20 protein-coding genes, 4 tRNA genes and 1 pseudogene are annotated in these 21,871 nt (G+C 67.4%); 20 read left to right on the forward strand and 5 right to left on the reverse strand.

Annotated features, from left to right (window positions below; genetic code table 11):
* Positions 1-23 precede the first annotated feature (23 nt).
* Entirely contained in the window at positions 24-431 is a 408-nt protein-coding gene (locus ACT6SE_RS06530) for a type IV pilin protein (protein ID WP_014646597.1), read from the forward strand.
* A 47-nt stretch (positions 432-478) separates the two neighbouring features.
* Positions 479-555 (forward strand) — tRNA-Asn (locus ACT6SE_RS06535).
* A gap of 52 nt (positions 556-607) precedes the next feature.
* Here ACT6SE_RS06535 and ACT6SE_RS06540 read toward each other — a convergent pair.
* Positions 608-1,153, reverse strand: coding sequence for a GspH/FimT family pseudopilin (locus ACT6SE_RS06540; RefSeq protein ID WP_046429819.1), 546 nt, complete (start codon positions 1,151-1,153; stop codon positions 608-610).
* A gap of 128 nt (positions 1,154-1,281) precedes the next feature.
* Between ACT6SE_RS06540 and uvrB the strand changes: the two genes are divergently transcribed.
* The 3 genes from uvrB (at position 1,282) to ACT6SE_RS06555 (ending at position 3,660) form a co-directional block, all read left to right on the forward strand.
* Positions 1,282-3,306, forward strand: a complete 2,025-nt coding sequence (uvrB, locus tag ACT6SE_RS06545) for an excinuclease ABC subunit UvrB (protein WP_046429815.1) — start codon at positions 1,282-1,284, stop codon at positions 3,304-3,306.
* 106 nt (positions 3,307-3,412) lie between these two features.
* Positions 3,413-3,487 (forward strand) — tRNA-Val (locus ACT6SE_RS06550).
* A gap of 98 nt (positions 3,488-3,585) precedes the next feature.
* Positions 3,586-3,660, forward strand: a tRNA-Val gene (locus ACT6SE_RS06555).
* A gap of 132 nt (positions 3,661-3,792) precedes the next feature.
* Here ACT6SE_RS06555 and ACT6SE_RS06560 read toward each other — a convergent pair.
* Positions 3,793-4,095 (reverse strand): hypothetical protein, encoded by a 303-nt coding sequence (locus ACT6SE_RS06560; protein ID WP_046429817.1) that lies wholly within the window; start codon positions 4,093-4,095, stop codon positions 3,793-3,795.
* A gap of 182 nt (positions 4,096-4,277) precedes the next feature.
* Between ACT6SE_RS06560 and ACT6SE_RS06565 the strand changes: the two genes are divergently transcribed.
* On the forward strand, positions 4,278-4,418 hold the full coding sequence (locus ACT6SE_RS06565) for a hypothetical protein (protein WP_162838510.1): 141 nt from the start codon (positions 4,278-4,280) through the stop codon (positions 4,416-4,418).
* Between the two features lie 87 nt (positions 4,419-4,505).
* Here the strand turns inward: ACT6SE_RS06565 and ACT6SE_RS06570 are convergent, their stop codons facing one another.
* Positions 4,506-4,790 (reverse strand): hypothetical protein, encoded by a 285-nt coding sequence (locus tag ACT6SE_RS06570; RefSeq protein ID WP_014646601.1) that lies wholly within the window; start codon positions 4,788-4,790, stop codon positions 4,506-4,508.
* Between the two features lie 29 nt (positions 4,791-4,819).
* Complete coding sequence (locus ACT6SE_RS06575) at positions 4,820-5,587, reverse strand: MipA/OmpV family protein (RefSeq protein ID WP_046429818.1); 768 nt, start codon at positions 5,585-5,587, stop codon at positions 4,820-4,822.
* 145 nt (positions 5,588-5,732) lie between these two features.
* Between ACT6SE_RS06575 and ACT6SE_RS06580 the strand changes: the two genes are divergently transcribed.
* The 13 genes and pseudogenes from ACT6SE_RS06580 (at position 5,733) to ACT6SE_RS06640 (ending at position 19,618) form a co-directional block, all read left to right on the forward strand.
* Positions 5,733-6,404 carry a response regulator transcription factor gene (locus ACT6SE_RS06580; protein ID WP_005415973.1) on the forward strand — a complete coding sequence of 224 codons (672 nt, stop codon included), beginning with the start codon at positions 5,733-5,735 and terminating at the stop codon, positions 6,402-6,404.
* A gap of 1 nt (position 6,405) precedes the next feature.
* Positions 6,406-7,749: a sensor histidine kinase gene (locus tag ACT6SE_RS06585; protein WP_014646603.1), complete on the forward strand. Its 1,344-nt coding sequence runs from the start codon at positions 6,406-6,408 to the stop codon at positions 7,747-7,749.
* 59 nt (positions 7,750-7,808) lie between these two features.
* A pseudogene (locus tag ACT6SE_RS06590) lies at positions 7,809-10,317 on the forward strand (DNA internalization-related competence protein ComEC/Rec2); the annotation flags it as partial.
* Positions 10,211-10,873: a MotA/TolQ/ExbB proton channel family protein gene (locus ACT6SE_RS06595; RefSeq protein ID WP_046429823.1), complete on the forward strand. Its 663-nt coding sequence runs from the start codon at positions 10,211-10,213 to the stop codon at positions 10,871-10,873. The pseudogene ACT6SE_RS06590 and the gene ACT6SE_RS06595, both read left to right, overlap by 107 nt.
* 3 nt (positions 10,874-10,876) lie before the next feature.
* Positions 10,877-11,299 (forward strand): ExbD/TolR family protein, encoded by a 423-nt coding sequence (locus ACT6SE_RS06600; RefSeq protein ID WP_046429824.1) that lies wholly within the window; start codon positions 10,877-10,879, stop codon positions 11,297-11,299.
* Entirely contained in the window at positions 11,296-13,044 is a 1,749-nt protein-coding gene (msbA, locus tag ACT6SE_RS06605; protein ID WP_014646606.1) for a lipid A export permease/ATP-binding protein MsbA, read from the forward strand. Before ACT6SE_RS06600 ends, msbA begins: the two co-directional genes overlap by 4 nt.
* The gene (gene lpxK / locus ACT6SE_RS06610; protein WP_046429826.1) at positions 13,044-14,063 is read left to right on the forward strand and encodes a tetraacyldisaccharide 4'-kinase; all 1,020 of its coding nucleotides are present in this window, start codon (positions 13,044-13,046) and stop codon (positions 14,061-14,063) included. Before msbA ends, lpxK begins: the two co-directional genes overlap by 1 nt.
* Positions 14,064-14,138: 75 nt before the next feature.
* The gene (gene kdsB, locus ACT6SE_RS06615) at positions 14,139-14,912 is read left to right on the forward strand and encodes a 3-deoxy-manno-octulosonate cytidylyltransferase (protein ID WP_014646608.1); all 774 of its coding nucleotides are present in this window, start codon (positions 14,139-14,141) and stop codon (positions 14,910-14,912) included.
* Entirely contained in the window at positions 14,909-15,397 is a 489-nt protein-coding gene (locus tag ACT6SE_RS06620) for a low molecular weight protein-tyrosine-phosphatase (protein ID WP_014646609.1), read from the forward strand. Before kdsB ends, ACT6SE_RS06620 begins: the two co-directional genes overlap by 4 nt.
* Entirely contained in the window at positions 15,394-16,806 is a 1,413-nt protein-coding gene (locus tag ACT6SE_RS06625) for a hypothetical protein (protein WP_014646610.1), read from the forward strand. The genes ACT6SE_RS06620 and ACT6SE_RS06625 overlap by 4 nt, the downstream gene beginning before the upstream one ends.
* Complete coding sequence (gene uvrC / locus ACT6SE_RS06630; protein ID WP_014646611.1) at positions 16,803-18,647, forward strand: excinuclease ABC subunit UvrC; 1,845 nt, start codon at positions 16,803-16,805, stop codon at positions 18,645-18,647. Before ACT6SE_RS06625 ends, uvrC begins: the two co-directional genes overlap by 4 nt.
* 18 nt (positions 18,648-18,665) lie before the next feature.
* A complete protein-coding gene (gene pgsA / locus ACT6SE_RS06635) occupies positions 18,666-19,292 on the forward strand; it encodes a CDP-diacylglycerol--glycerol-3-phosphate 3-phosphatidyltransferase (RefSeq protein WP_012510614.1) in 627 nt (208 codons plus the stop codon).
* A gap of 250 nt (positions 19,293-19,542) precedes the next feature.
* Positions 19,543-19,618, forward strand: a tRNA-Gly gene (locus tag ACT6SE_RS06640).
* 67 nt (positions 19,619-19,685) lie between these two features.
* Here ACT6SE_RS06640 and ACT6SE_RS06645 read toward each other — a convergent pair.
* The gene (locus tag ACT6SE_RS06645) at positions 19,686-20,462 is read right to left on the reverse strand and encodes a hypothetical protein (RefSeq protein ID WP_136191672.1); all 777 of its coding nucleotides are present in this window, start codon (positions 20,460-20,462) and stop codon (positions 19,686-19,688) included.
* A 294-nt stretch (positions 20,463-20,756) separates the two neighbouring features.
* On the opposite strand from ACT6SE_RS06645, the gene ACT6SE_RS06650 reads away from it, so the two are divergent.
* Positions 20,757-21,863 carry an NAD(P)/FAD-dependent oxidoreductase gene (locus ACT6SE_RS06650; protein ID WP_046429874.1) on the forward strand — a complete coding sequence of 369 codons (1,107 nt, stop codon included), beginning with the start codon at positions 20,757-20,759 and terminating at the stop codon, positions 21,861-21,863.
* Positions 21,864-21,871 lie beyond the last annotated feature (8 nt).

The raw sequence follows: 21,871 nt of genomic DNA on the forward strand, positions 1-21,871 counted from the left end.
CCCCAGTGCGAGGATCCACGCTCATGCTGCACACTCACATGCCTCGCCGCGCGGCTGGCTTTACGCTGATCGAATTGATGATCGTGGTGATCGTCATCGGCATCCTGGCGGCGATCGCCATTCCGTCCTATCAGGAATACGTGCGCCGATCGCATCGTGCCGTGGTGAAGGCGGACCTGGCTGAGTACGCACAGCGCGCCGAGCGCTACCACACCAGCAACAACTCCTACACCGGCTACGCGCTGCCGACCAAGGTGTCGCCCCGTGATGGCGGTACCGTGCGCTACAACCTGGACTACAAGGGGGATGGCACCAGCTTCACCATCACCGCCACCCCGCAGGGCACGCAGGCCAAGGACAGCTGCGGCACGATGAGCGTGGACCAGGCCAACCGCAAGACGGCCGACGGTGGCGTTGCCAGCTGCTGGTGAAACAGGTGTTGATCTTCCTGTAATCGACCAGTACAATGCGCCTCCCCGCCCGAATAGCTCAGCCGGTTAGAGCACTTGACTGTTAATCAGGGGGTCGTTGGTTCGAGTCCAACTTCGGGCGCCAGACACTGCAAAAGCCGCGAGAAATCGCGGCTTTTGCTTTTCTGCGCAGGCAGTCAGCAGGGCGTATCGCGGTCCACGCGTTCACTCCGCACGCGGCCGCCATTGTTGACGATCAACGCACCGTGCAGCCCGTTGCCCGCGCAGATGCGCAGGGTCAGGTTGGCCCCTGGGCTGCGTCCGTCTGCCTGGAAGAACAGCTGGGGCCGCCCGCTGCTGGCCTGGGCAAGGATCGATATGTCCGAGCGCCCGGTGTGATGGTTCAGGATCGCCTCCGGCGACGTTGGCTCCCCGCGCTGGTCGCCACTGCGGTAGATGATCCAGCCGGCGCTCCAGTCGTCGCTGCAGTGCAGGCCGTCGATACTGGCGCAGAGGCCGATCAGCTCGCGTCTGCGCAATGCCTCGCTGCGCGCGCCGGCCAGGCTGGCGTGCAGGGTCAGTTGTAGTGCATCGGCGCGTTGCCGCAGCAGCAAAGGCTGCAGCGCCGGCCAGGACGCCGCCAGCAGCACCGCCAGCACGGCGATGACCACCAGCAGTTCGGTCAGGTGCACGCCCCGCGCAGAGCGGGGGCCGAGGGGGCAGGGGGCATGGGTCGGGTGCATGCATCCAGCCTCCGCGCCCGGCTGCGCGGCCGCCATCGGGAATTCCCGTGGCGGGCTGCCCGGCCACCCCTCAGCCAGCCGTCACCCCTCGCCCCGTATACTCATCCTTCCCGGGAACTGGCAACACCATGAGCGACAGTTTTGAACTTGTCTCGCCGTATTCGCCGGCGGGCGACCAGCCCGATGCCATCGCGAAGCTGACCAGCAACTTCGAGGCCGGCATCGCCAAGCAGACCCTGCTGGGCGTGACCGGCTCGGGCAAGACCTACACCATCGCCAACGTCATCCAGAACATTCAGAAGCCGACGCTGATCATGGCGCCGAACAAGACGCTGGCGGCGCAGCTGTATGGCGAATTCAAGGCGTTCTTCCCGCACAACGCGGTGGAGTATTTCGTCAGCTATTACGACTACTACCAGCCGGAAGCCTACGTGCCGTCGTCGGACACCTTCATCGAGAAGGACAGTTCGATCAATGAACATATCGAGCAGATGCGGCTGGCCGCGACCAAGACCCTGCTGTCGCGCCCGGACGCGATCGTGGTGGCGACGGTGTCGGCGATCTATGGCCTGGGCGCGCCGGAAGACTACCTGTCGCTGCGCCTGATCCTGTCCAAGGGCGAGCGCATCGACCAGCGCGACCTGATCAACCACCTGACCCAGCTGCAGTACACGCGCAATGAGTACGAACTGCAGCGCGGCACCTTCCGCGTGCGCGGTGAAGTGATCGACGTGTTCCCGGCCGAGTCGGACAGTGAAGCGCTGCGCCTCGAGCTGTTCGATGGCGAGGTCGAGAAGATCACCCTGTTCGATCCGCTGACCGGCGAGACGCTGCGCAACATGCAGCGCTTCACCGTGTATCCGAAGACCCACTATGCGACCACGCGCGAACGCGTGCTGGCGGCGATCGAGACGATCAAGGTGGAGCTGAAGGAGTGGCTGGAGCAGCTGTACGCGCAGAACAAGCTGGTGGAGGCGCAGCGTTTGGCGCAGCGCACCCAGTTCGACCTGGAGATGATGGCCGAGGTCGGTTACTGCAACGGCATCGAGAACTACTCCCGGCACCTGACCGGCAAGGCCGCCGGCGAGCCGCCGCCGACCCTGTTCGACTACCTGCCGGCCGATGCGCTGCTGGTCATCGACGAATCGCATGTGACCATTCCGCAGATCGGCGCCATGTTCAAGGGCGATCGCTCGCGCAAGGAAACCCTGGTCGAGTTCGGCTTCCGCCTGCCGTCCGCGCTGGACAATCGTCCGCTGCGTTTCGAGGAATGGGAGGAGCGTTGCCCGCGCAGCATCTACGTGTCGGCCACGCCGGGTCCGTATGAATACCGCGAGGCCGGAGACGAGATCACCGAACTGGTGGTGCGCCCGACCGGCCTGATCGACCCGGTGGTGGAGATCCGGCCGGTGGGTACCCAGGTCGACGACCTGATGAGCGAGGCCAACGCGCGCATCAAGGCGGGCGACCGCGTGCTGGTCACCACGCTGACCAAGCGCATGGCTGAAAACCTCACTGAATACCTCACCGAGCATGGCATCCGCGTGCGTTACCTGCACTCGGACGTGGACACTGTCGAGCGTGTGGAGATCATCCGCGACCTGCGCCTGGGCAAGTTCGACGTGCTGGTCGGCATCAACCTGCTGCGCGAAGGCCTGGACATGCCCGAGGTATCGCTGGTGGCGATCCTGGACGCCGACAAGGAAGGCTTCCTGCGCTCCACCGGCTCGCTGATCCAGACCATCGGCCGCGCCGCCCGCAACGTGCGCGGCAAGGCGATCCTGTATGCCGACCGGATCACCCGTTCGATGCAGGCGGCGATCGATGAAACCGACCGCCGCCGCGCCAAGCAGGTCGAGTACAACGAAGAACATGGCATCGTGCCGCGTTCGGTGGCGCGCCCGATCGTCGACGTCCTCGAGGGCGCGCGTTCGGATGCCGCGGAGAAGGAAGCCAAGAAGGGCAAGGGCAAGGGCCGGGCGGGCGTGGCCGAAGAGGCGACCGACTATCGTTCGCTGTCGCCGGCGCAGCTGGCTGTCCGTCTCAAGGCGCTGGAACAGCAGATGTACCAGCACGCCAAGGATCTGGAATTCGAGGATGCCGCGCGCGTGCGTGACCAGATCCGCCAGCTGAAGGAAGCCAGCCTGGGCTGAACGCGGCAGTGCAGCATCATCTTCACAAAAGTGTTGCGCTTCCCTGCCGGCATCCGTAATATACGCGGCCTGCACCGACGCAATCGCGGAAATGCAGAAGCAAAACGGGCGGTTAGCTCAGCGGTAGAGCACTACCTTGACATGGTAGGGGTCACAGGTTCGAACCCTGTACCGCCCACCACGAAGTCCTCGCAAAAGGGCTCTCGTGAACTGCAAAGCCCGGCCCTGGCGCCGGGTTTTTACGTAACAAGGCCAGCCTTCGGGCGGCAAGAACAAGATGGGCGGTTAGCTCAGCGGTAGAGCACTACCTTGACATGGTAGGGGTCACAGGTTCGAACCCTGTACCGCCCACCACCTGTTCCCGGCGTTGCCGGTGAAGCGGTGGAAACGATGAAAGCCGGCCCTGGGGCCGGCTTTTTTTCTTTCCAGGGGCAGGACCCCGGCGTTCCCGCGAAGCCACATTCCTGCAGGTTCAGTGGCGTGAAATCAGTGGGTGATGGTGATCGAACGCTGGATCCGCCAGTGGCCATCGACGCGTTCCCACAGCTGCGCTACACCTGCCCGGGCCAGCGCAGCATGCGGGCTGCCGCCATGGTCGCCTGCCAGTTGCTGGCTGCCCAGGCGCAGCACGCGGTCCTGGCGCAGGTGATAGAGCTGCAGGGGCAGCGCTTCATGCGTGTCCTGCGGTCCTTCGGTGCGCAGGATCTGGCTGCGCAGGGCATCCTCGGTGGGCCCGCTGCCGTCGCCGAACAGGCTGGAGAACAGCAGGACCAGGGCAAGCATCGGCATGGCACGGTGCTCCAGCGGGAAAGTGCGTGCAGGCTGGCATGGCCGGCCGGGCACCGCAGCCGGCCTGCGACGAAGACGGGGATTGCGCCGCCAAAGGCGGGCAGGCGGCGATGAATCCGGGACGCGCAGGCGTAGACTCGGCGCTACTGCGCAACCGCGCCGTCACTTCAACGAGCTGCCGCATGAGCGATCACGTCCCGGTGTCCAGGCCCAATCCGTTCCTGGAACGCCTGTTCGGCGGCAACATGCTGGAAGGCACGTTCAAGGCAGTGATCTGGGTGGCGATCCTGTGCGCGCTGCTGGCGTGGACCACGCTGCGCTGAGCGACGCTACCGCGTGGGCTTGGCTGCTGATGCAGTGAATACGGGTGCCGCGGCAAGGGTGCGGCGGCAGTGTCCGTGCATGTGCCGTCAGGCGCTGAAGGCCTGGCGCAGGCTGCGCAGGGTTGCCTGGCGGTGTTCCCTGGCCGTCGGCTCGCCCATCTCCAGTTCCTGCAGGCGCAGTCCAACCAGGGTCATCGACAACGCATAGCCGCGTGCCGCGTCGGCAACGCGTGACAGGCCCACTGCACGGCGTGCCAGTGCATTCACATGTTCAAGGTCGGGCATCAGTCCCAGATAGACGCGCTCGGCGCTGTCCAGGTCGGGCGCGCGCAGGATCGCGTGGGCTTCGGTGGCGGAGGAGACGGAGGCCATGGGGGTCCTTGTCCGTAGGGGGCGCTCGCTCAGAACGAGCGCATCAGGGAAACGAAGGCCGACGTCTGCGTGCCACGTCGTGCCATCGGGCTGTCCTTCACTGCATCACCGAACCACTGGTTGGCCACCACGCCGGTGGCGCGCCATTTGGTGCCCAGTGGCGTGCTGACCGCGATCTGCAGGCTCGGTGACGTGGTGCTGCCGGGGCGGTAGGCGGCAAGGCCCGAGCGCAGGGCTTCTTCATCGCTGATGCCGTAGTAGTAGTCGAGCAGCCGTGCACTGGAGTGCACCACGCCCGCCCGCGGCACCCAGGTGAAGCGACCCGCCTGGATCGGGTAGCTGTAATGCAGGCGCGACTCGAAACCGCCGCCATGGCCGGTCACTTCGCGCATCACGCTGGCCTCGACCATGCCCCAGTCGGCGCCGTACTCGCCGTTGATGCCGGCCATGGCCGACATCTGCCGGCTGTGCAGGCGGCGCAGCTGAGCATCGTTCACGTCGTCGGTCTTGAAGCGCAGCGTGTAGGGCGTGACCGCCGCCGACAGGCGCAGTCCCTGGCCCTTGTAGAGGTACATGCCCAGCGAGCCGGGGCTGGCGAAGAAGCGCTCGCCCTGCCAGGCAATGGCCGGTACCACCAGCGGTTTGACGTCGTAGTGCGCGTACGCACCGGAGGTCGCGCCAGCGCTGATGCCGGCCTGTACGCCCGGGTTCTGCTCGGCAGCGTGGGCGAGCAACGGCACGCCGAGGGCAGCGGTGAACAGCAGCGGGCGCAGCAGGGTCGGGGACAGCGACGGCATCGATCAGCCACGTTGCGGAGGATGGCTGCGCATGGTGAGGGGGCAACATTGTCAGAACATTGCGCCCGCGTGATCGGCACGCATGGGCGCAAAACCCTGGCGCCAGGCACTATGATCGGCAGCGTTTCCGGCAGACGAGTTCCTGATGCGCATCCTCCTGGTCGAAGACGATCCTGATCTGTCCCGCGCCCTGCAATCGGGCCTGGAGCGGCAGGGCGTGGTCGCCGACGTGGTCGGCAGCCTGGCCGAGGCCGCGCTCGCGTTGCGCGAACCGGTGCACCAGCTGCTGCTGCTCGATCGCCAGCTGCCCGATGGCGATGGCGCCGGATTCGTCGCGACGGCGCGTGCGCTGCGGCCGAACCTGGCGGTGATCATGCTGACCGCCAAGGGCACGCTGTCGGACAAGGTCGAAGGCCTGGACGTCGGTGCCGATGACTATCTGGTCAAGCCGGTGGCGATCGAGGAACTGATGGCGCGCATCCGCGCGGTATCGCGCAGGCCTTCGGCGATGGTGACACCGAGCCTGCGGCTGGGGCGGCTCGAGTTCGATTTCGAATCGCTGCAGGCGCAGGTGGAGGGCCAGCCTCTGGCGCTGCCACGTCGGCAGGTACTGGTGCTGCAGGCATTGGCGATGCGGCAGGGGCGCACGGTCACCCGCAGTGCGTTGGAGGCTGCGGTGTACGGTTTCGACGATGAGATCCAGTCCAATGCGCTCGACGCGCACATCTCCAAGCTGCGCAAGGCACTGCAGCAGGCCGGTGCCGGCGTCGAGATCCACGTGATACGGGGCGTCGGCTACCTGCTGGCGGAGGCCTGAGATGGCCCGTCCGATCCGTTCGATCACCCTTGGCCTGGCCTGGCGCCTGTTCCTGGCGCAGGCCTTCACCGTACTGTTCGCGGTGGTCGCGCTGATCCTGACCTGGGGTGACAAGGACTCCTGGGGCATGGACATGTTCGTTGCCGAGGCGGTGGCCAAGGCGGTGCACAGCGAAGACGGCCGCCTGGTGCTGGACCAGGCGCGCTGGGACAAGCTCGATGCCAACGCCGGGGGAAATCTCTGGTTCGCCGCGGTGGATGACAAGGGTATGTGGCTCGAGCGCGGCACCATCCCCGCGATCCACGCGCCGATGCTCGCGCGGCTGCCGACCGTGGGTGCCACCGAGCTGGGTTCGCTGGTACCGCCCTACCTGGACGTGGCGCGGGTGATGATCCGCAACGAGGATGGGCGCCGCATCACCGTGATGGTCGGTGGAGCACCCAAGGGCGGGCTGCTGGACGGTGCGCTGATGGTGTTGCGCCTGATCGGCCTGTGGTTCTTCCTGCCACTGATCGTGGTCACCCTGCTGGTGATGCCGACCGTGATCCACCGTGCCATGCGCGGTGTGCGCCGTTCCGCGCAGCAGGCCAAGGAGCTGGACATCGGCCAGCCCGGTGCGCGGCTGGATGCGCGGCTGGTCTCCACGGAAGTGGCGCCGCTGGTGGAAGCGTTCAACGATGCCATCGACAAGGTGCAGCAGGGCTACGCCGCGCGCGACAAGTTCCTTGCCGACGCAGCGCACGAGCTGCGCGTGCCGATCGCCGTGGTGCAGGCGCGCCTGTCGCAGCTGCCGCAGGGCGAGCTGAAATCGCAGTTGCTGACCGACGTGGCGCGGCTGGGCAATGTTGCCGAGCACCTGCTTGATCTGCAGCGGCTTGACCGCAATGTCGGCGCATTGCAGCGGCTGGACCTGGCCCTGCTGGTGCGTGAGGCAGCCGCGGACCTGGCGCCGTTGGTGGTGGGCGCCGGCTATGGATTCGAAGTGGACGCGCCGGAAGCGCCGGTGTGGATCCACGGTGACAGCCTGGCGCTGGGGCGGGTGATTGCCAATCTGGTACACAACGCGATCGTGCATGGTGGTGGCCGTGGCACCATCTGTGTGCGGTTGGACACGCGCGGGTTGCTGGAAGTCAGCGACCAGGGCGCGGGCATTCCAGTAGGCGACCGCGAGGCGATCTTCGAGCCGTTCCATCGCCTGCGCGCGGCGGGCAGCGGCAGTGGCCTTGGCCTCCACCTGGTGAAGGAGATCGTGCAGCACCATGGCGGCTCGGTCAGTGTCGGTGAGGCCGCGGGCGGCGGCGCAAGCTTCCGGGTCAATTTCCATCGCGGCAGCGCCCGGCGCTGACGCGTTTGCGGGGCAAGTCCCGATAGGCAACCTGCCGTCGGCAGCGGCAGGCTGGCCTCATGGCCATCGAGCGTTCCCCGTCTCCCTTGCTGGGCAGTGGCACCGCTGGGGCGCTGACACTGGGGGCGTTGGGCTGCGTGCAGCTGTCGCAGCTGCCGCCGCTGTGGGTCTGCACGGTAATGATCGTGCTTGGCATGGCAGGGTGGGGCCTGCGATGGCGGGGGCGCCTGCCGGCGGTCATGCTGCTCGGTGCCGGATGGACGTCGATGCACGGGTACTGGGCAATGCAGGACCAGCTGCCACCGGGCCAACCGGCTCGGGATGTAGTGGTCAGCGGCCGGGTCATCGATCTGCCGGATCATCGGGCCGCGCACACCCGCTTCCTGCTGCAGGTCAGCGAGAGCCGCGAACTGCCATCGCTGCGCGGCAAGCGCCTGCAGGTCACCTGGAACGACGGCTGGCAAGGCAGGCCCAGCGCCGCTGCCGAGGGGCGGCGCAGGCAGGTCCTGGCCGGTGCGCAGTGGCAGCTGGCGCTGCGTGTGCGGGCCCCTCGCTCGCGGATCAATCCCGGGGGTTTTGACAGTGAGCGTCATGCGCTGCTGCGTGGCGTAACCGGCACTGGAACGGTGAGGGTGCCGGCCAGTGCGCGTGAGCTGCAGGCCGGACATGGCCTGCCGGCATGGCGTGAGCGCACCAGCGCCGCCATCGCGATGCAAGTGGCCCATCCGGCCGCACGCTTCGTGCAGGCGCTCGCCCTGGGCGACACGCGTGGCCTGTCCGACACCGATTGGGATCAGCTGCGGGCGCTGGGGCTGACCCATCTGGTGGCCATTTCCGGATTTCATGTCGGGGTGGTGGCGGGGCTGGGGGCGATGCTGTGCCGAGGACTGTGGTGGCTGTGCCCCCTGCTGGCCCGGCATTGGCCACGTCCACAGGCGGCAGCCTGCGCCGCGGCCCTGTCCGCAGCGGGCTATGCGGTGCTGGCCGGTGGTGAGTTGCCGACCGTGCGCACGGCACTGATGATCGGGCTGGTGGCCCTGGCGCGCAGCGGGCGGCGCCCGCTCGGTCTCGTGCAGGGGCTTGCGCTGGCGGCGCTGGCGCTGCTGCTGCCGGCGCCCCTGTCGGTGCTGTCAGCGGGCTTCTGGCTCAGCTTCGGCGGCGTACTGTGGCTGGTGTGGTGCTTGCCGCAGGACGTCCGCGCGGGGTGGCCGCCAACCTGCGCGGGTTCCTGGCCGCACAAGGGGTGGCCAGCGTCGGCCTGTTGCCGCTGGGCATCGCCTTGTTCGGTGGCACCGCCTGGCTGGGGCCGCTGGTGAACCTGCCGGTCATCCCGTGGTGGACATTGCTGGTGGTGCCCCTGTCGCTGCTGGGCACCGCCCTGCAGGCGCTGCACGAAGGTGCTGGGTGCTGGGCGTGGCGCGCGGCGGCGTGGCTGTTCGAGATCAGCTGGCAGGCCCTGCAGCCACTGGCGGCGCACCCGCAGGCGATGTGGTGGTTGGCCGAGGCGCCGGCCTGGGCAGTGCCGGCGGCGCTGCTGGGGGTGTTCTGGTGGCTGCTGCCACGGGGTGCCGGGGGCGGGCTGGCTGGCCTGCTGCTGTGCCTGCCGCTGCTGTGGCCGGCGCGTGAGCGCCCGGCCGAGGGGGAGCTGGAGCTGCTGGTGCATGACGTCGGCCAGGGCACGGCGGTGTTGCTGCGTACTGCGCGGCATGCCCTCTGGTATGACGTGGGGCCGCCGAACGGGGGCGAGGGCAGCGAGCGGATCCTGGTTCCGTCACTGCGGGCCCTGGGCCAGGCGCCGCCCGAGCGGGTGCTGCTCAGCCACGACGATCTCGATCATGCCGGCAACCTGCCGAGCCTGCGTCTTCAGCTGCCGGGGCTGCCATTGCTGGCGCCGCCGGGAAGTACGATCGCCGGGGCCGGCCGTTGCCAGCGCGGCCTGCGCTGGCACTGGGATGGCGTCGATTTCCAGGTGCTGCACCCGGATGCCGGCAGCCAGCGGGCCGAAAACGAAGACAGCTGCGTGCTGCGCGTGGCCGGTGCCCATGGCGTGGTCCTGTTGCCGGGGGACATCGGCCGTCCGGCCGAACAGGCGCTGTTGCGGGCGTCTGCGGCGGCGCTGAAGGCGGATGTGGTGCTGGTGCCGCACCATGGCAGTGGCGGCAGCTCCAGCGCGCCCTGGGTGGCGGCGGTGTCAGCCCGGCTGGCATTGGTCTCGGCCGGCCACCAGAACCGTTTCGGCCACCCGCGCAAGGACGTGGTCCGGCGCTGGCAGGCGCAGGGCGCCGAGGTGGTGTCCACTGCGGAGTCCGGGGCGATCCGCGTATGGCTTGGCGCACAAGGGCTGCAGCTGCGTGAACAGCGCATCCATGCATCCCGGTGGTGGGATGCCGCTGGGCGGGCGCGGTCGGCTGCTATCCTATCGCCGATCGAACAAGCGGCCGTTGGGCCGGAGGGTTGAAACGTGTGGGAACTGGTCAAGGCCGGTGGCTGGCCGATGGTGCCGCTGCTGCTGTTGGGCGTACTGGCTTTGGCGATCATCCTGGAGCGTTTCTGGTCCCTGCGGCGAACGGAGGTGCTGCCGCCCGGCCTCGGCCAGGAAGTGCGCAACTGGGCCGCGCGCGGCAAGCTTGACCCGGCGCACCTGCAGACCCTGCGTGCCAACTCGCCGTTGGGTGCGTTGCTGGCGGCCGCGCTGGAAGCCCGCAACCGCCCGCGCGACCAGATCCGCGAGCGCATCGAGGATACCGGCCGTCACCTGGTGCACCGCATGGAGCGGTTCCTCAACGCGCTGGGCACCATCGCTTCGGCCGGCCCGCTGTTGGGCCTGCTGGGCACCGTGATCGGCATGATCCAGATGTTCCTGGGCATCCTCGACCATGGCGTGGGTGATGTGAACCAGCTGGCCGGTGGCATCGGCAAGGCCCTGGTGTGCACCGCCACCGGCATGATCGTGGCCATCCCGGCACTGATGTTCCATCGCTACTTCAAGGGCCGCATCCACGGCTACGTGGTGGACATGGAACAGGAGGCCAGCGCCCTGCTGGATACGCTCGACGGCCGCCCGGGGGTGATGAACCCGTCCCCGTCGGCGCGCCCGGCCAACGCCGCTGCGGCGAAGGCCTGATCGATGCGTATCGGCGATGACCGATCCCAGGATGAGCCGCATATCGATCTGGTCCCGCTGATCGACGTCATCCTGGTGCTGATCATCTTCTTCGTGGTCACCACCACCTTCGATGCGCGCTCGACGTTGCAGGTGCAGCTGCCCACCGCCAGCCAGCAGCCCAACAACGAACCGCCGCGTTCGCTCAGCGTGCTGATCAACGCCGAAGGTCGTTATTTCATCAATGACCAGGAAGTGCTGCGCAGCGATGTCGAGTCCGTCAAGCAGACCATCGCCGCCGTCGCCGGCAGTGATCGCAGCCAGCCCGTGCTGCTGCGCGCCGACGCGCGTACTCCCTACCAGGCCGTGGTGACTGCGCAGGACGCGCTCGGTCAGCTCGGTTTCCGTCGTATCGCCATTGCAACTGCGCCAGAGGTGCGTCCATGAGTTCCCATCACGCGCCGGTGTGGCCGATCTACAAACGTCTGCTGGGCTACACCCGCACCTACTGGGTGTTCATGGTCGGCGCGGTCATCGCCATGGTGGTCGAAGCCCTCGCCGGCTACCACTTCACCAAGCTGATGGAGCCGCTGGTCAACGAAGGTTTCGTCGATCCGCAGCCGCGCGCGGCCGTGGTGCTGCCGCTGACCATCCTCGGCCTGTTCCTGATGCGCAGCCTGGCCACCTGGGTCAGCGACTACACGCTGGCCAAGACCGGCCGCAGTGTGGTCCGCGACCTGCGTGAGCAGGTGCTGCAGAAGTACCTGCACCTGCCGTCGTCGCACTTCGATACCGAAGCGACGCCGGTAATGGTCAGCCGCCTCAACTTCGATACGGAACAGGTCACCCAGGCCAGTGCCGACGCGCTGAAGACCGTGGTCGCCGATACCCTCACCATCATCGCGATGCTGGCGGTGATGCTGCAGATGAGCGTCAAGGTGACCCTGGCGATGCTGCTGGTGGTGCCGCTGATCGGCGGCATCGTGTCCTACGTGGGCAAGCGCTACCGTCGCATCAGCCGCGGCATCCAGGACGGCATGGGCACGATGGCGCAGACTGCCGAGCAGTCGCTGGCCGCGCAGCAGGAAGTGAAGGTGCACGGCACCCAGCAGCATGAGATCTCGCGCTACTCGCGCCTGGCCAACCGCATGCTGGCGCTGAACATGAAGGTCGAGGTCACCCGCGCCGCCGCGTCCAGCGTGGTGCAGTTCCTGGCCGCACTGGCGCTGGCGGTGATTGTCTGGGTGTCGACCCGCGAAGCCCTGGCCGGCCGCCTCAATGCCGGCCAGTTCATGGGCCTGATGACCTCGATGATGGCCATCATTCCCTCGCTGCGCCGACTGACCAGCGTACAGACCTCGATTTCGCGCGGCGTCTCCGCCGCCGAGCGCCTGTTCGGCATCCTCGACATGCCGGTGGAGCGTGATGAGGGCCAGCACCGCGTGCAGCGCGTGCGCGGCGAACTGGCGTTCGACCACGTCATGCTGCGCTACCGCGAAGACAGCGGCATTGCCCTGGACGACATCAGTTTCGTTGCCAGGCCGGGCACGGTGACGGCCATCGTCGGCCGTTCCGGCAGCGGCAAGACCAGCCTGATCCGGCTGGTTCCGCGCTTCTACGAGCCCAGTGGCGGCGTCATCACCCTCGATGGCGTGGCCCTGGATGACTATCCGCTGGCCGACCTGCGCCGGCAGGTGGCGATCGTCGGGCAGAAGGTGATGCTGTTCGATGACACCATCGCGGCCAACATCGCCTACGGCATGGAGGCGACCGATGAGCAGATCCGTGCGGCGGCCGAAGCGGCCAATGCCTGGGAGTTCATCGCACGCATGCCGCAGCAGCTGCAGACCCCGGTCGGCGAGAATGGCGCGCTGCTGTCCGGTGGCCAGCGCCAGCGCCTGGCGATTGCCCGCGCGATCCTGCGCGACGCGCCGATCCTGATCCTCGACGAAGCCACTGCGGCGCTGGACAACGAATCCGAGCGCCTGGTGCAGGATGCGCTGCAGCGCCTGATGCCGGAACGCACCACGCTGGTCATCGCGCACCGCCTGTCGACCATCGAGCATGCCGACCAGGTGCTGGTGATGGACCATGGCCGCATCGTTGAACGTGGCACTCACAAGGAGCTGCTCGAACTGGGCGGCCTTTACCAGCATCTGCACAGCATGCAGTTCCGCGAAAGGCAGGACTGATGGCCGGCAAGGGTACCCAGACCCCGGCGTACTGGTACGACGGCAGCCCCGTTCCGTGGACGATGCGCCTGCTGGCGCCGCTGTACGCAGGTGTCACCGCGCTGCGCCGGCGCGCCTATCGGCGTGGCTTGCGCAAGCGCCACTCGCTGCCGGTGCCGGTCATCGTGGTCGGCAACATCACCGCCGGTGGTACCGGCAAGACGCCGCTGACCATTGCCCTGGTCGAGCGCCTGCGCGCGGCCGGCTGGAAGCCGGGCGTGGCCAGCCGCGGTTATGGTCGCGAAGACGCCGACAAGCCGCTGTGGGTGCAGGCCGATACGCCAACTGCCAAGGGCGGTGACGAGCCGGTGCTGATCGCCTGGAAGACCGGTGTGCCGGTGCGCGTGGACCGCGACCGTGTCGCCGCCGGCAAGGCGCTGATCGAGGCCGGCTGCGATGTGATCGTCTGCGACGATGGCCTGCAGCACTACCGCCTGGCGCGCGACATCGAGATCGAAGTGGTCGATGCGCAGCGTCGCTATGGCAATGGCCGGATGATTCCGGCCGGGCCGTTGCGCGAGCCGGTCAGCCGCGCCAGCGAATGCGATTTCCGGGTGGTCAACCTCGGCCAGGCCGATGAGGAAACCGCAGCGCAGGCCTGTGGCTTCGGCCAGTGGCCGATGGCGCTGCACATCGACAGTGCACAGCCGCTGGCCGGTGGCCGCGCTCGCCCGCTGGCGTACTTCAAGGGCCAGCGCGTGCATGCGGTGGCCGGCATTGCCCATCCCCAGCGCTTCTTCGACATGTTGCGCGCGCGCGGGATCGGCGTGGTGCCGCATGCGTTCGCCGACCACCAGGCCTACCAGCCGCAGGACCTGTCCTTCGGCAGCCAGCTGCCGGTATTGATGACCGAGAAGGACGCGGTGAAATGCCGTGCGTTCGGCAACGACTGGCACTACGCGGTTCCGTTGCGCGCCGAGCTGCCCGCGGCGTTCTGGGTGGCGCTGACCGATCGCCTGGACAAGCTGCGGCCGAACTGAGTGGCGCGGCGGCGCTTGCATTCACGCGCTGCTGCCCGCATTCCCGTTGTAACGAGCCTGCCGAGTACCGCCTGCATGACTGAATTCGTCGTCGCCATTCCGGCCCGCTATGCCGCCTCGCGGCTGCCGGGCAAGCCGTTGCGCCCGCTGGGCGGCGAGCCGCTGGTGCTGCATGTGGCGCGCCGCGCGCTGCAGGCCGGTGCCCGTGAAGTCTGGGTAGCGACCGACGATCAGCGCATTGCCGATGCGCTGTCCGGGCTGGCCGAAGTGAAGGTGGCGATGACCGCGACCACGCACGCCTCCGGCACTGATCGCCTGGCCGAATGCGCACGCATTGCCGGCTGGGCCGATGACACGGTGGTGGTCAACCTGCAGGGCGACGAACCGTTCGCACCGGCGGCCGGTATCCGTGCGGTGGCCGATGCGCTGGTCGCAGGCACTGCGACGATGTCGACTCTCGCCACGACCGTCGAGGACGCGCACACCCTGTTCGACCCGAACGTGGTGAAGCTGGTGCGCAACGTGCGCAACGAGGCGATGTACTTCAGCCGCGCGCCGATCGCCTGGCACCGCGACGGCTTCGCACGCAGCCGCGACACGCTGCCGGACGGCCACCACTGGTTGCGCCACATCGGCATCTACGGCTATCGCGCCGGCTTCCTGCAGCAGTTCGCGGCGATGCCGCCGGGCCAGCTGGAGCAGGTCGAATCGCTGGAGCAGCTGCGCGTGCTGGAAGCGGGCTATCCGATCAGCGTGGCGATCTCGCCCGAGCCGTTCCCGCCGGGCATCGACACGCCCGAGGACCTGGAGCGCGCCGAGGGGCTGCTGCAGGCGATGGCGCCGCGATGAGGCTGCTGGTCGTCTGCCTCGGCAACATCTGCCGTTCGCCGATGGCCGAAGGCGCGCTGCGCGCACGCCTGGATGCCTCGCCGCTGGCCGGGCGGGTGCAGGTTGATTCGGCTGGCACCGGCGACTGGCACGTGGGCGAGCCGCCGGACCGCCGCGCGATCGCCTGCGCGGCCGGGCACGGCGTGGACATCGGCGGCCTGCGCGCACGCCAGCTGCAGGCCGTGGATTTCGACCGTTTCGACTGGATCCTGTGTGCCGACGAGGCCAACCTGCGTGATGCCGGGCGCCTGGCGTCGGCGGCCCAGCGTGAACGGCTGGCGTTGTACCTGCCCTGGTCGGGCGTTCAGGGGCGGGTAGCCATCCCCGACCCCTACACCGGCGGCAGCGATCATTTCGAACAGGTCTGGTCGCTGGTCGACGATGCTGCAAAACGTGCGGTGGCACGACTGTTGCATGACGCCGACTCCGGCATAATCGGGTCATGAACGTCCAGCCCGTCCCGGACCTGCCCGAGTTCGCCACCTGGCTCAATGCCACCCCTTGCACCCTGACCGAACTGCGCGGCCGGCCGGTCGCGCTGCTGTTCGTCAATGCGGCCTCCGCCTGGAGTGCGCAACGCCTGGCCGAGTTCGGCCAATGGCTGTCGCGCCACCCCGGCAAGCTGCAGCCGCTGGTGCTGCAGGTGCCGCGCTTCGATTTCGAGCGCGACGCCAGTGCCGCACTGAAGCTGCTGCGCCGCCAGGGTCTGGCCATGCCCGTACTGCTCGATGCCGATTGGGATGGCTGGCGCCGCTTCGGCGTTACCGCCTGGCCGACCGTGGTGCTGCTGGACGCGCAGGGTCGCGAGCAGCAGCGGCTGGTCGGGCAGGGAGCACCCGGTGAACTGGAGCGCGCCCTGAACACGCTGTGCCAGGGCGCGCCTTCGGCGCCGCCGCGCGGCGGCAGCGAACTGCATCCGGAACCACGCCAGGCGCTGCGGTTCCCGCTGGGCCTGGCGGTCAGCACCGAACGCCTGTACATCGCCGACAGTGGCCACCACCGCATTCTCGAATGCAGCCATGGCGGCCGCATCCTGCGCCAGTTCGGCCTCGGTACCGCCGATTTCATGGACGGCAACCTGGCCGAAGCGGCGTTCCACCGCCCGCAGGCGCTGGTGCTGGAGCGCGATTCGCTGTACGTCGCCGACACCGGCAACCATGCGGTGCGCCGCATCAACCTGCTGACCGGCATCGTCGACACGCTGTGTGGCAACGGACGTCCCGGTGCGCCGATGGAAGGTCCGGTGGCGCAGGCGCGGCAGGTCTCGCTGGACCATCCTGTCGGCCTGGCCATCGCCGACAACCAGCTGCACATCGCGATGGCCGGCGACAACCGCATCTGGAGCTACCACCTGGGCCAGCGCAGCCTGCAATGGCGCGCCGGCAGTGGTTCCATCGACGAGCGTGACGGCAGCGGCCACCTGGCTGCCTTTGCCCAACCGACTGCGCTGGCCGTGGTGCAGCAGGTGTTGTACGTCGCCGACGCCTTGGGATCCTCGATCCGTGCACTGCAACTGCGCGGCGACCTGGTGCAGACGCTGGTCGGGCAGGGGCCCTGGCGCTTCGGCAGCGAAGACGGCCCGCGTGCGCAGGCCAGCCTGCAGTATCCGCAGGCTATCGCATTGAGCGCGGACGCTCCGCTGCTGTGGATTGCCGATACCGGCAACGGTCGCCTGCGCACGCTTCGCCTGGGCGGCGGTGAACTGACCACCCAGCCGCTGCCGCGCCGCCTGCATGGCCCGGCCGGATTGGCGGTGGGCGCCGGTGCGGTGTGGATCGCCGAGACTGACGCCCATGCCGTGCTGCGATTCGACCCCGACAGCGGCGTGCTCAGCGAAGTCCCGATCAGCGAATGACCGACGTTCCCGCCCCGGCCTTCGACGGCAAGGCCTTCGCGGCCCAGCTCAGCACCGCCCCTGGCGTGTACCGCATGTACGCCGCCGACGACACCCTGCTGTACGTGGGCAAGGCGCGCGCGCTGCGCAACCGTGTCGGCAGCTATTTCAACGGCAGCCCGAAGAACGCGCGGATCATGTCGATGATCTCGCAGATCACGCGCATGGACGTGACCGTGACGCGCTCGGAAGCCGAGGCGTTGCTGCTGGAAAACCAGTTGATCAAGTCGCTGTCGCCGCGCTACAACGTCTCGCTGCGCGATGACAAGACCTATCCGCATGTGCTGCTGACCCGCGAGGACTGGCCACGCATCGCGCTGCATCGTGGTCCGCGTGCCATTCCTGGGCGCTACTTCGGGCCGTATCCCGGCGTCACCGCCGTGCGCGAGACGCTGAACCTGATGCACAAGCTGTTCAAGCTGCGCAGCTGCGAGGACAGCGTGTTCCGCAACCGCTCGCGGCCGTGCCTGCAATACCAGATCGGGCGTTGCAGCGCGCCGTGCGTGGAGCTGGTCCCGGCGCCGGAGTACGCCGAGTCGGTGCGCCGCGCCGCCCTGTTCCTGGAAGGCAAGAGTGACGAGCTGACCCGCGAACTGGGCGAGCAGATGCAGGCCGCCAGCGAGGCGCTGGAGTTCGAGCAGGCCGCGCGCCTGCGCGACCTGATCTCCTCGCTGCGCAGCATGCAGACCCGCCAGTACGTGGATGGCCGCGCCGCGGACCTCGATGTGCTGGCCGTGGCCATGCAGGGCTCGCAGGCCTGCGTGCTGCTGCTGGCCTTCCGTGATGGCCGCAACCTCGGTACCCGCCCGTTCTTCCCGCGCACCAATGGCGAGGAAAGCCCGGAGGAAGTGCTGGCGGCCTTCGTTTCGCAGTACTACATCGAATTCGAGCCACCGCGCGAAATCCTGCTGGATCGCGAGATTCCCGATGCCGACCTCCTTGTCGCCGCGCTGTCGGCCTCGGCCGAGCGCAAGGTGCAGCTGAAGTGGAACGTGCGCGGCGAGCGCGCCGGCTATGTGGAACTGGCCAGCCGCAACGCGCAGCTGACCCTGGCCACCGAACTCAACAGCCGCAATGCGCAGCACGCGCGCAGCGATGCGCTGCGCGAGATGCTGGGCCTGGCCGAGCCGGTCAAGCGTGTCGAGTGTTTTGATATCAGCCACACCCTGGGCGAGGCCACCGTAGCCTCGTGCGTGGTGTTCGACGCCGCCGGCCCGGTGCGCGCGCAGTACCGCCGCTTCAACATCAGCGGCATCGAGCCGGGCGACGACTACGCCGCCATGCGCCAGGCCATCGACCGCCGTTTCCGCCGCGCAGTGGAAGAGCAGGGCGTGCTGCCGGACGTGCTGCTGATCGACGGTGGCGCCGGCCAGCTGTCGCAGGCCCAGGCCGCACTGGCCGATCTGGGCGTGGAAGGCGTGCTGCTGGTGGGCGTGGCCAAGGGCGTGGAGCGCCGTGCCGGCCACGAAGCGCTGGTGATGCCCGATGGCCGCGAGCTGCGCCCGGGCGCGGCCAGCCCGGCGCTGCAGTTCATCCAGCAGGTGCGCGACGAGGCGCATCGCTTCGCCATCACCGGCCACAGGGGGCGCCGCCAGAAGGCGCGGATGACCAGCAAGCTGGAGGATATCCCCGGCATCGGGCCGCGCCGCCGCGCCAGCCTGCTCAAGCATTTCGGCGGCCTAGTGGGCCTGAAAGCCGCTGGCGAAGCGGAAATCGCCAAGGTGGAAGGCATCAATGACGCCCTCGCGGCACGTATCTACGCTAACCTGCACGGGTTGGCCACGCCTGATGCGGCCGAGTAGAGAGAGAAGCACGCAAGCATGAAGTTGACCCTGCCCACCTGGCTGACGTTGTTGCGGATCGTGATGATCCCGGTGCTGGTGCTGGTGTTCTACCTGCCCTACACCTGGACCAACTTCGCTTCGGCGGCGATCTTCGGCCTGGCCGCGATCACCGACTGGCTTGATGGCTGGATCGCACGCCGTTACCAGCTGGAGTCGGCCTTTGGCGCCTTCCTCGACCCGGTCGCGGACAAGCTGATGGTGGCGGTGGCGCTGTTCCTGATCGTGCAGGGTCATCCGACGCCGTGGATGGCGTTCTGGGCGGCGGTCATCGTCGGCCGCGAGATCGCGGTGTCGGCGCTGCGCGAATGGATGGCCGAGCTGGGCCAGCGCGCGAAGGTGCGCGTGGCGATGATCGGCAAGGTCAAGACCACCGCGCAGATGGTCGCGCTGTTGTGCCTGCTGTATTCGGTGGCCCCGAACGTGCCGGTGGAAGACATCTGGATGGGCTGGCCGGTGTTCCATATCGGCGACTGGACTCTGGCCATTGCCGCCGTGCTGACCCTGTGGTCGGGCCTGCAGTACCTGCACGCCGCGTGGCCGAGCCTGCGCGACGATGAGCGCGCGGCGCGCGAGCGTGCGCGGCAGAAGAAGCTGGGCAACTGAGCCCGGGGTCTGAGCCCCGGGGTCGGATCCCTTTCCGAAGGAAAGGGCTCTGACCCCATCGATGCGCCTATCCCCGCATGGCGTGGACCTACTGGAAATGCCGCATCCACGGAGGGGGCGTATCCATCAGTTTGCGGAGACGCCGTAGTAGATCCACGCCATGCGTGGATGGGCGGTGCAAGACGCCTCGCAGACCCTGAAAAAAAGCGCTTGACGCCATGCTTGGAATAGGTAAAATTTCGCCTCCCAAGCGGGAATAGCTCAGTTGGTAGAGCGCAACCTTGCCAAGGTTGAGGTCGCGAGTTCGAGTCTCGTTTCCCGCTCCAGATTCAAGAAGAACGCTCCCGGAAAGGAGCGTTTTTCGTTCTGGTTTGAATCTGTCCTTTCAACGTTCTAGATCGCCGCAAGGATCTGATCGATGTGACCAGCGGCGTCAGCATCGCGATCGTCCAGCCTCAAGTGCGCCTCGGTCGCGATGAACTTGCTGATCAGTCCAAAGCAGGCTTCGCCAAGTCGCGCTCTCCACAGTGAGAGAAAATCGAATCGAACAGTGAATGCCTGCACGTCGTTAAACACGTACACGGGCGCATCGTCAATTCCATCCATCAACGAAGCAATGTAACGATCCTGCTCGGACTGCGAATGGGTCCAGGCTGCATGCCAATCCACGCAGGGCGGCTCGCGTTGCAGGCCAAGCGGTTCTATCACGGCGATCGCATCAACGAGCTCCGCTGTAATCGGATTGCATAGAGCCTTGCTTTCCAGCCAGAAGAGGTAGCTGGCGATGGACGTGATCGTATCGCACGCGCGGATCGTTGCTGCTCCGGGAGTTGGTAGTGCTTGAATCACAAGTGCAACGTGGTTCTGTAATCGGGCGGAGGCGCCAAGCGAGCGAAGATCGTCGAAGAATGCATCATGAGTGCTTCCTATCCTTGCTTCGCTGAAGCTGGCGCACAGGTAGTAGTTATCTCCTCCATCGACCAGCTGGCTCACTGTCCGCTGTGCTGCAAGCCGCGCAGCTTCAGCATCGCTTCTCGGAAATGTTGAAAGGAGGACCTCCCTGAAACAGTCGGTGGCCAGCAGAAACACGATTTGATCGACTGGAATCGCCATCGTTGAATGCGCGAGGAAGGGGCATGCACCATCAGGCTTTGATGTGGCGCGGTCCATGCAATTTTTCCGAAATGGAAGCAGTGGCTTGGTATTCCTGCCGGAGCTGGCCGCTGGTTTGGGTGACGGTGCCACTCATACATTACGCAGTCAGCTGCTTCAACCGCTACCTTGCCAAGGTTGGGACCGTGGATTCGAGTCTCGTTTCCCGCTCCAGATTCAAGAAGAACGCTCCCGCAAGGGGGCGTTTCTCGTTTGCGTGTTCTACGCTTCATCCCCACTTCATCGCCACCCCATCACCCCGCCACGCTACCGTTCGAAGCTGCATCTCCGTTCCTCCAGGACGATGCAGCAATGCCTCACACTCCCTCCGCCTACGACCACGATGTGGTCATCGTCGGCGCCAGTTTCGCCGGTGCCGCCTGCGCCTTGGCCGCCGCGCAGTACGGTCTGCGCGTCTGCGTGCTGGAACGCAAGGTCGACCCCGGCGAGCGCCTGCACACCACCGGTATCGTGGTGAAAGAAGCGATGGAGGAGACCTGGCTGGGGCGCATGCCCGAACATCTGGTGGACCGGGTCGCAAACGTGCGCCTGTATGCGCCGAACCTTCGCAGCGTGTTGCTGGCCGCACCGGGCTATTACTTCCTCACCACCGATACGCCGAACCTGATGCGCTGGCTGGCCAGCGAGCTGCATGCGAACGGCGTCGACCTGCGCCTGCAGCAGTCCTTCACCGACGCTCGTCGCTGTGGTGACGGCTGGCAGGTGGAAGGGGCAGGGCGCTGCGCCTATCTGGTCGGCGCCGACGGCGCACGCTCACGCGTGGCCCAGCGCACCGGCCTTGGCCAGGTGCGCGACACCCTCTACGGCGTCGAGCGCGAGTTCGCCGGCCTGCAGGTGGCGCAAGGCAATGCGCTGCATTGCTTTGTCAGCAAGCGCTTTGCGCCGGGCTACATCGGCTGGGTCGCGCAGAATCCGACCGGGCTGCAGGTGGGATTGGCGCTGCGTCATGACCCGCAACAGGTACGGCCGCCGGATATCGATGGCTTCCTCGACCACGTGCGCAATGTGGTCGGCATTCCGCCTTCGGCGCGTCCCTCGGCCACCCGCGCCGGTCTGGTCCCGTGCGGCCGGCCGGATGGGCCCTTCACCGGCCAACGCGTGATCCTGACCGGCGACGCGGCAGGCATCGTCTCGCCGCTGTCCGCCGGCGGCATCCACTCCTCGTGGCGGCACGGCTGGGCGGTCGGCGAGGCGATCGCCCGGCATCTGCGCGGCCAGGGGCCGGACGCCGAGCGGGTGGCGCGGCGGGTGGCGCCGGCATTCCATGGCAAGCGCCTGCTGCGCTGGGCGATGGACCATCTCCAGGCCGACTGGCCGCTCAACGCACTGCTGCACACGGGGGCCACGCGGCGCATCGCCGAGCAGGTCTACTTCCACCGCCGTGGCCTGCGCACGTAAAGCGAGCA

Origin of the sequence: Stenotrophomonas sp. LC732 (genome assembly GCF_052446685.1) — a bacterium.
Taxonomy (GTDB): domain Bacteria; phylum Pseudomonadota; class Gammaproteobacteria; order Xanthomonadales; family Xanthomonadaceae; genus Stenotrophomonas; species Stenotrophomonas muris.

Bases quoted from the DNA above. Each gene is read 5' to 3' on its own strand.
- ACT6SE_RS06530 (WP_014646597.1), top strand. From the start codon at position 24: ATGCTGCACACTCACATGCCTCGCCGCGCGGCTGGCTTTACGCTGATC.
- ACT6SE_RS06540 (WP_046429819.1), bottom strand. From the start codon at position 1,153: ATGCACCCGACCCATGCCCCCTGCCCCCTCGGCCCCCGCTCTGCGCGG.
- uvrB (WP_046429815.1), top strand. From the start codon at position 1,282: ATGAGCGACAGTTTTGAACTTGTCTCGCCGTATTCGCCGGCGGGCGAC.
- ACT6SE_RS06560 (WP_046429817.1), bottom strand. From the start codon at position 4,095: ATGCCGATGCTTGCCCTGGTCCTGCTGTTCTCCAGCCTGTTCGGCGAC.
- ACT6SE_RS06565 (WP_162838510.1), top strand. From the start codon at position 4,278: ATGAGCGATCACGTCCCGGTGTCCAGGCCCAATCCGTTCCTGGAACGC.
- ACT6SE_RS06570 (WP_014646601.1), bottom strand. From the start codon at position 4,790: ATGGCCTCCGTCTCCTCCGCCACCGAAGCCCACGCGATCCTGCGCGCG.
- ACT6SE_RS06575 (WP_046429818.1), bottom strand. From the start codon at position 5,587: ATGCCGTCGCTGTCCCCGACCCTGCTGCGCCCGCTGCTGTTCACCGCT.
- ACT6SE_RS06580 (WP_005415973.1), top strand. From the start codon at position 5,733: ATGCGCATCCTCCTGGTCGAAGACGATCCTGATCTGTCCCGCGCCCTG.
- ACT6SE_RS06585 (WP_014646603.1), top strand. From the start codon at position 6,406: ATGGCCCGTCCGATCCGTTCGATCACCCTTGGCCTGGCCTGGCGCCTG.
- ACT6SE_RS06600 (WP_046429824.1), top strand. From the start codon at position 10,877: ATGCGTATCGGCGATGACCGATCCCAGGATGAGCCGCATATCGATCTG.
- msbA (WP_014646606.1), top strand. From the start codon at position 11,296: ATGAGTTCCCATCACGCGCCGGTGTGGCCGATCTACAAACGTCTGCTG.
- lpxK (WP_046429826.1), top strand. From the start codon at position 13,044: ATGGCCGGCAAGGGTACCCAGACCCCGGCGTACTGGTACGACGGCAGC.
- kdsB (WP_014646608.1), top strand. From the start codon at position 14,139: ATGACTGAATTCGTCGTCGCCATTCCGGCCCGCTATGCCGCCTCGCGG.
- ACT6SE_RS06620 (WP_014646609.1), top strand. From the start codon at position 14,909: ATGAGGCTGCTGGTCGTCTGCCTCGGCAACATCTGCCGTTCGCCGATG.
- ACT6SE_RS06625 (WP_014646610.1), top strand. From the start codon at position 15,394: ATGAACGTCCAGCCCGTCCCGGACCTGCCCGAGTTCGCCACCTGGCTC.
- uvrC (WP_014646611.1), top strand. From the start codon at position 16,803: ATGACCGACGTTCCCGCCCCGGCCTTCGACGGCAAGGCCTTCGCGGCC.
- pgsA (WP_012510614.1), top strand. From the start codon at position 18,666: ATGAAGTTGACCCTGCCCACCTGGCTGACGTTGTTGCGGATCGTGATG.
- ACT6SE_RS06645 (WP_136191672.1), bottom strand. From the start codon at position 20,462: ATGGACCGCGCCACATCAAAGCCTGATGGTGCATGCCCCTTCCTCGCG.
- ACT6SE_RS06650 (WP_046429874.1), top strand. From the start codon at position 20,757: ATGCCTCACACTCCCTCCGCCTACGACCACGATGTGGTCATCGTCGGC.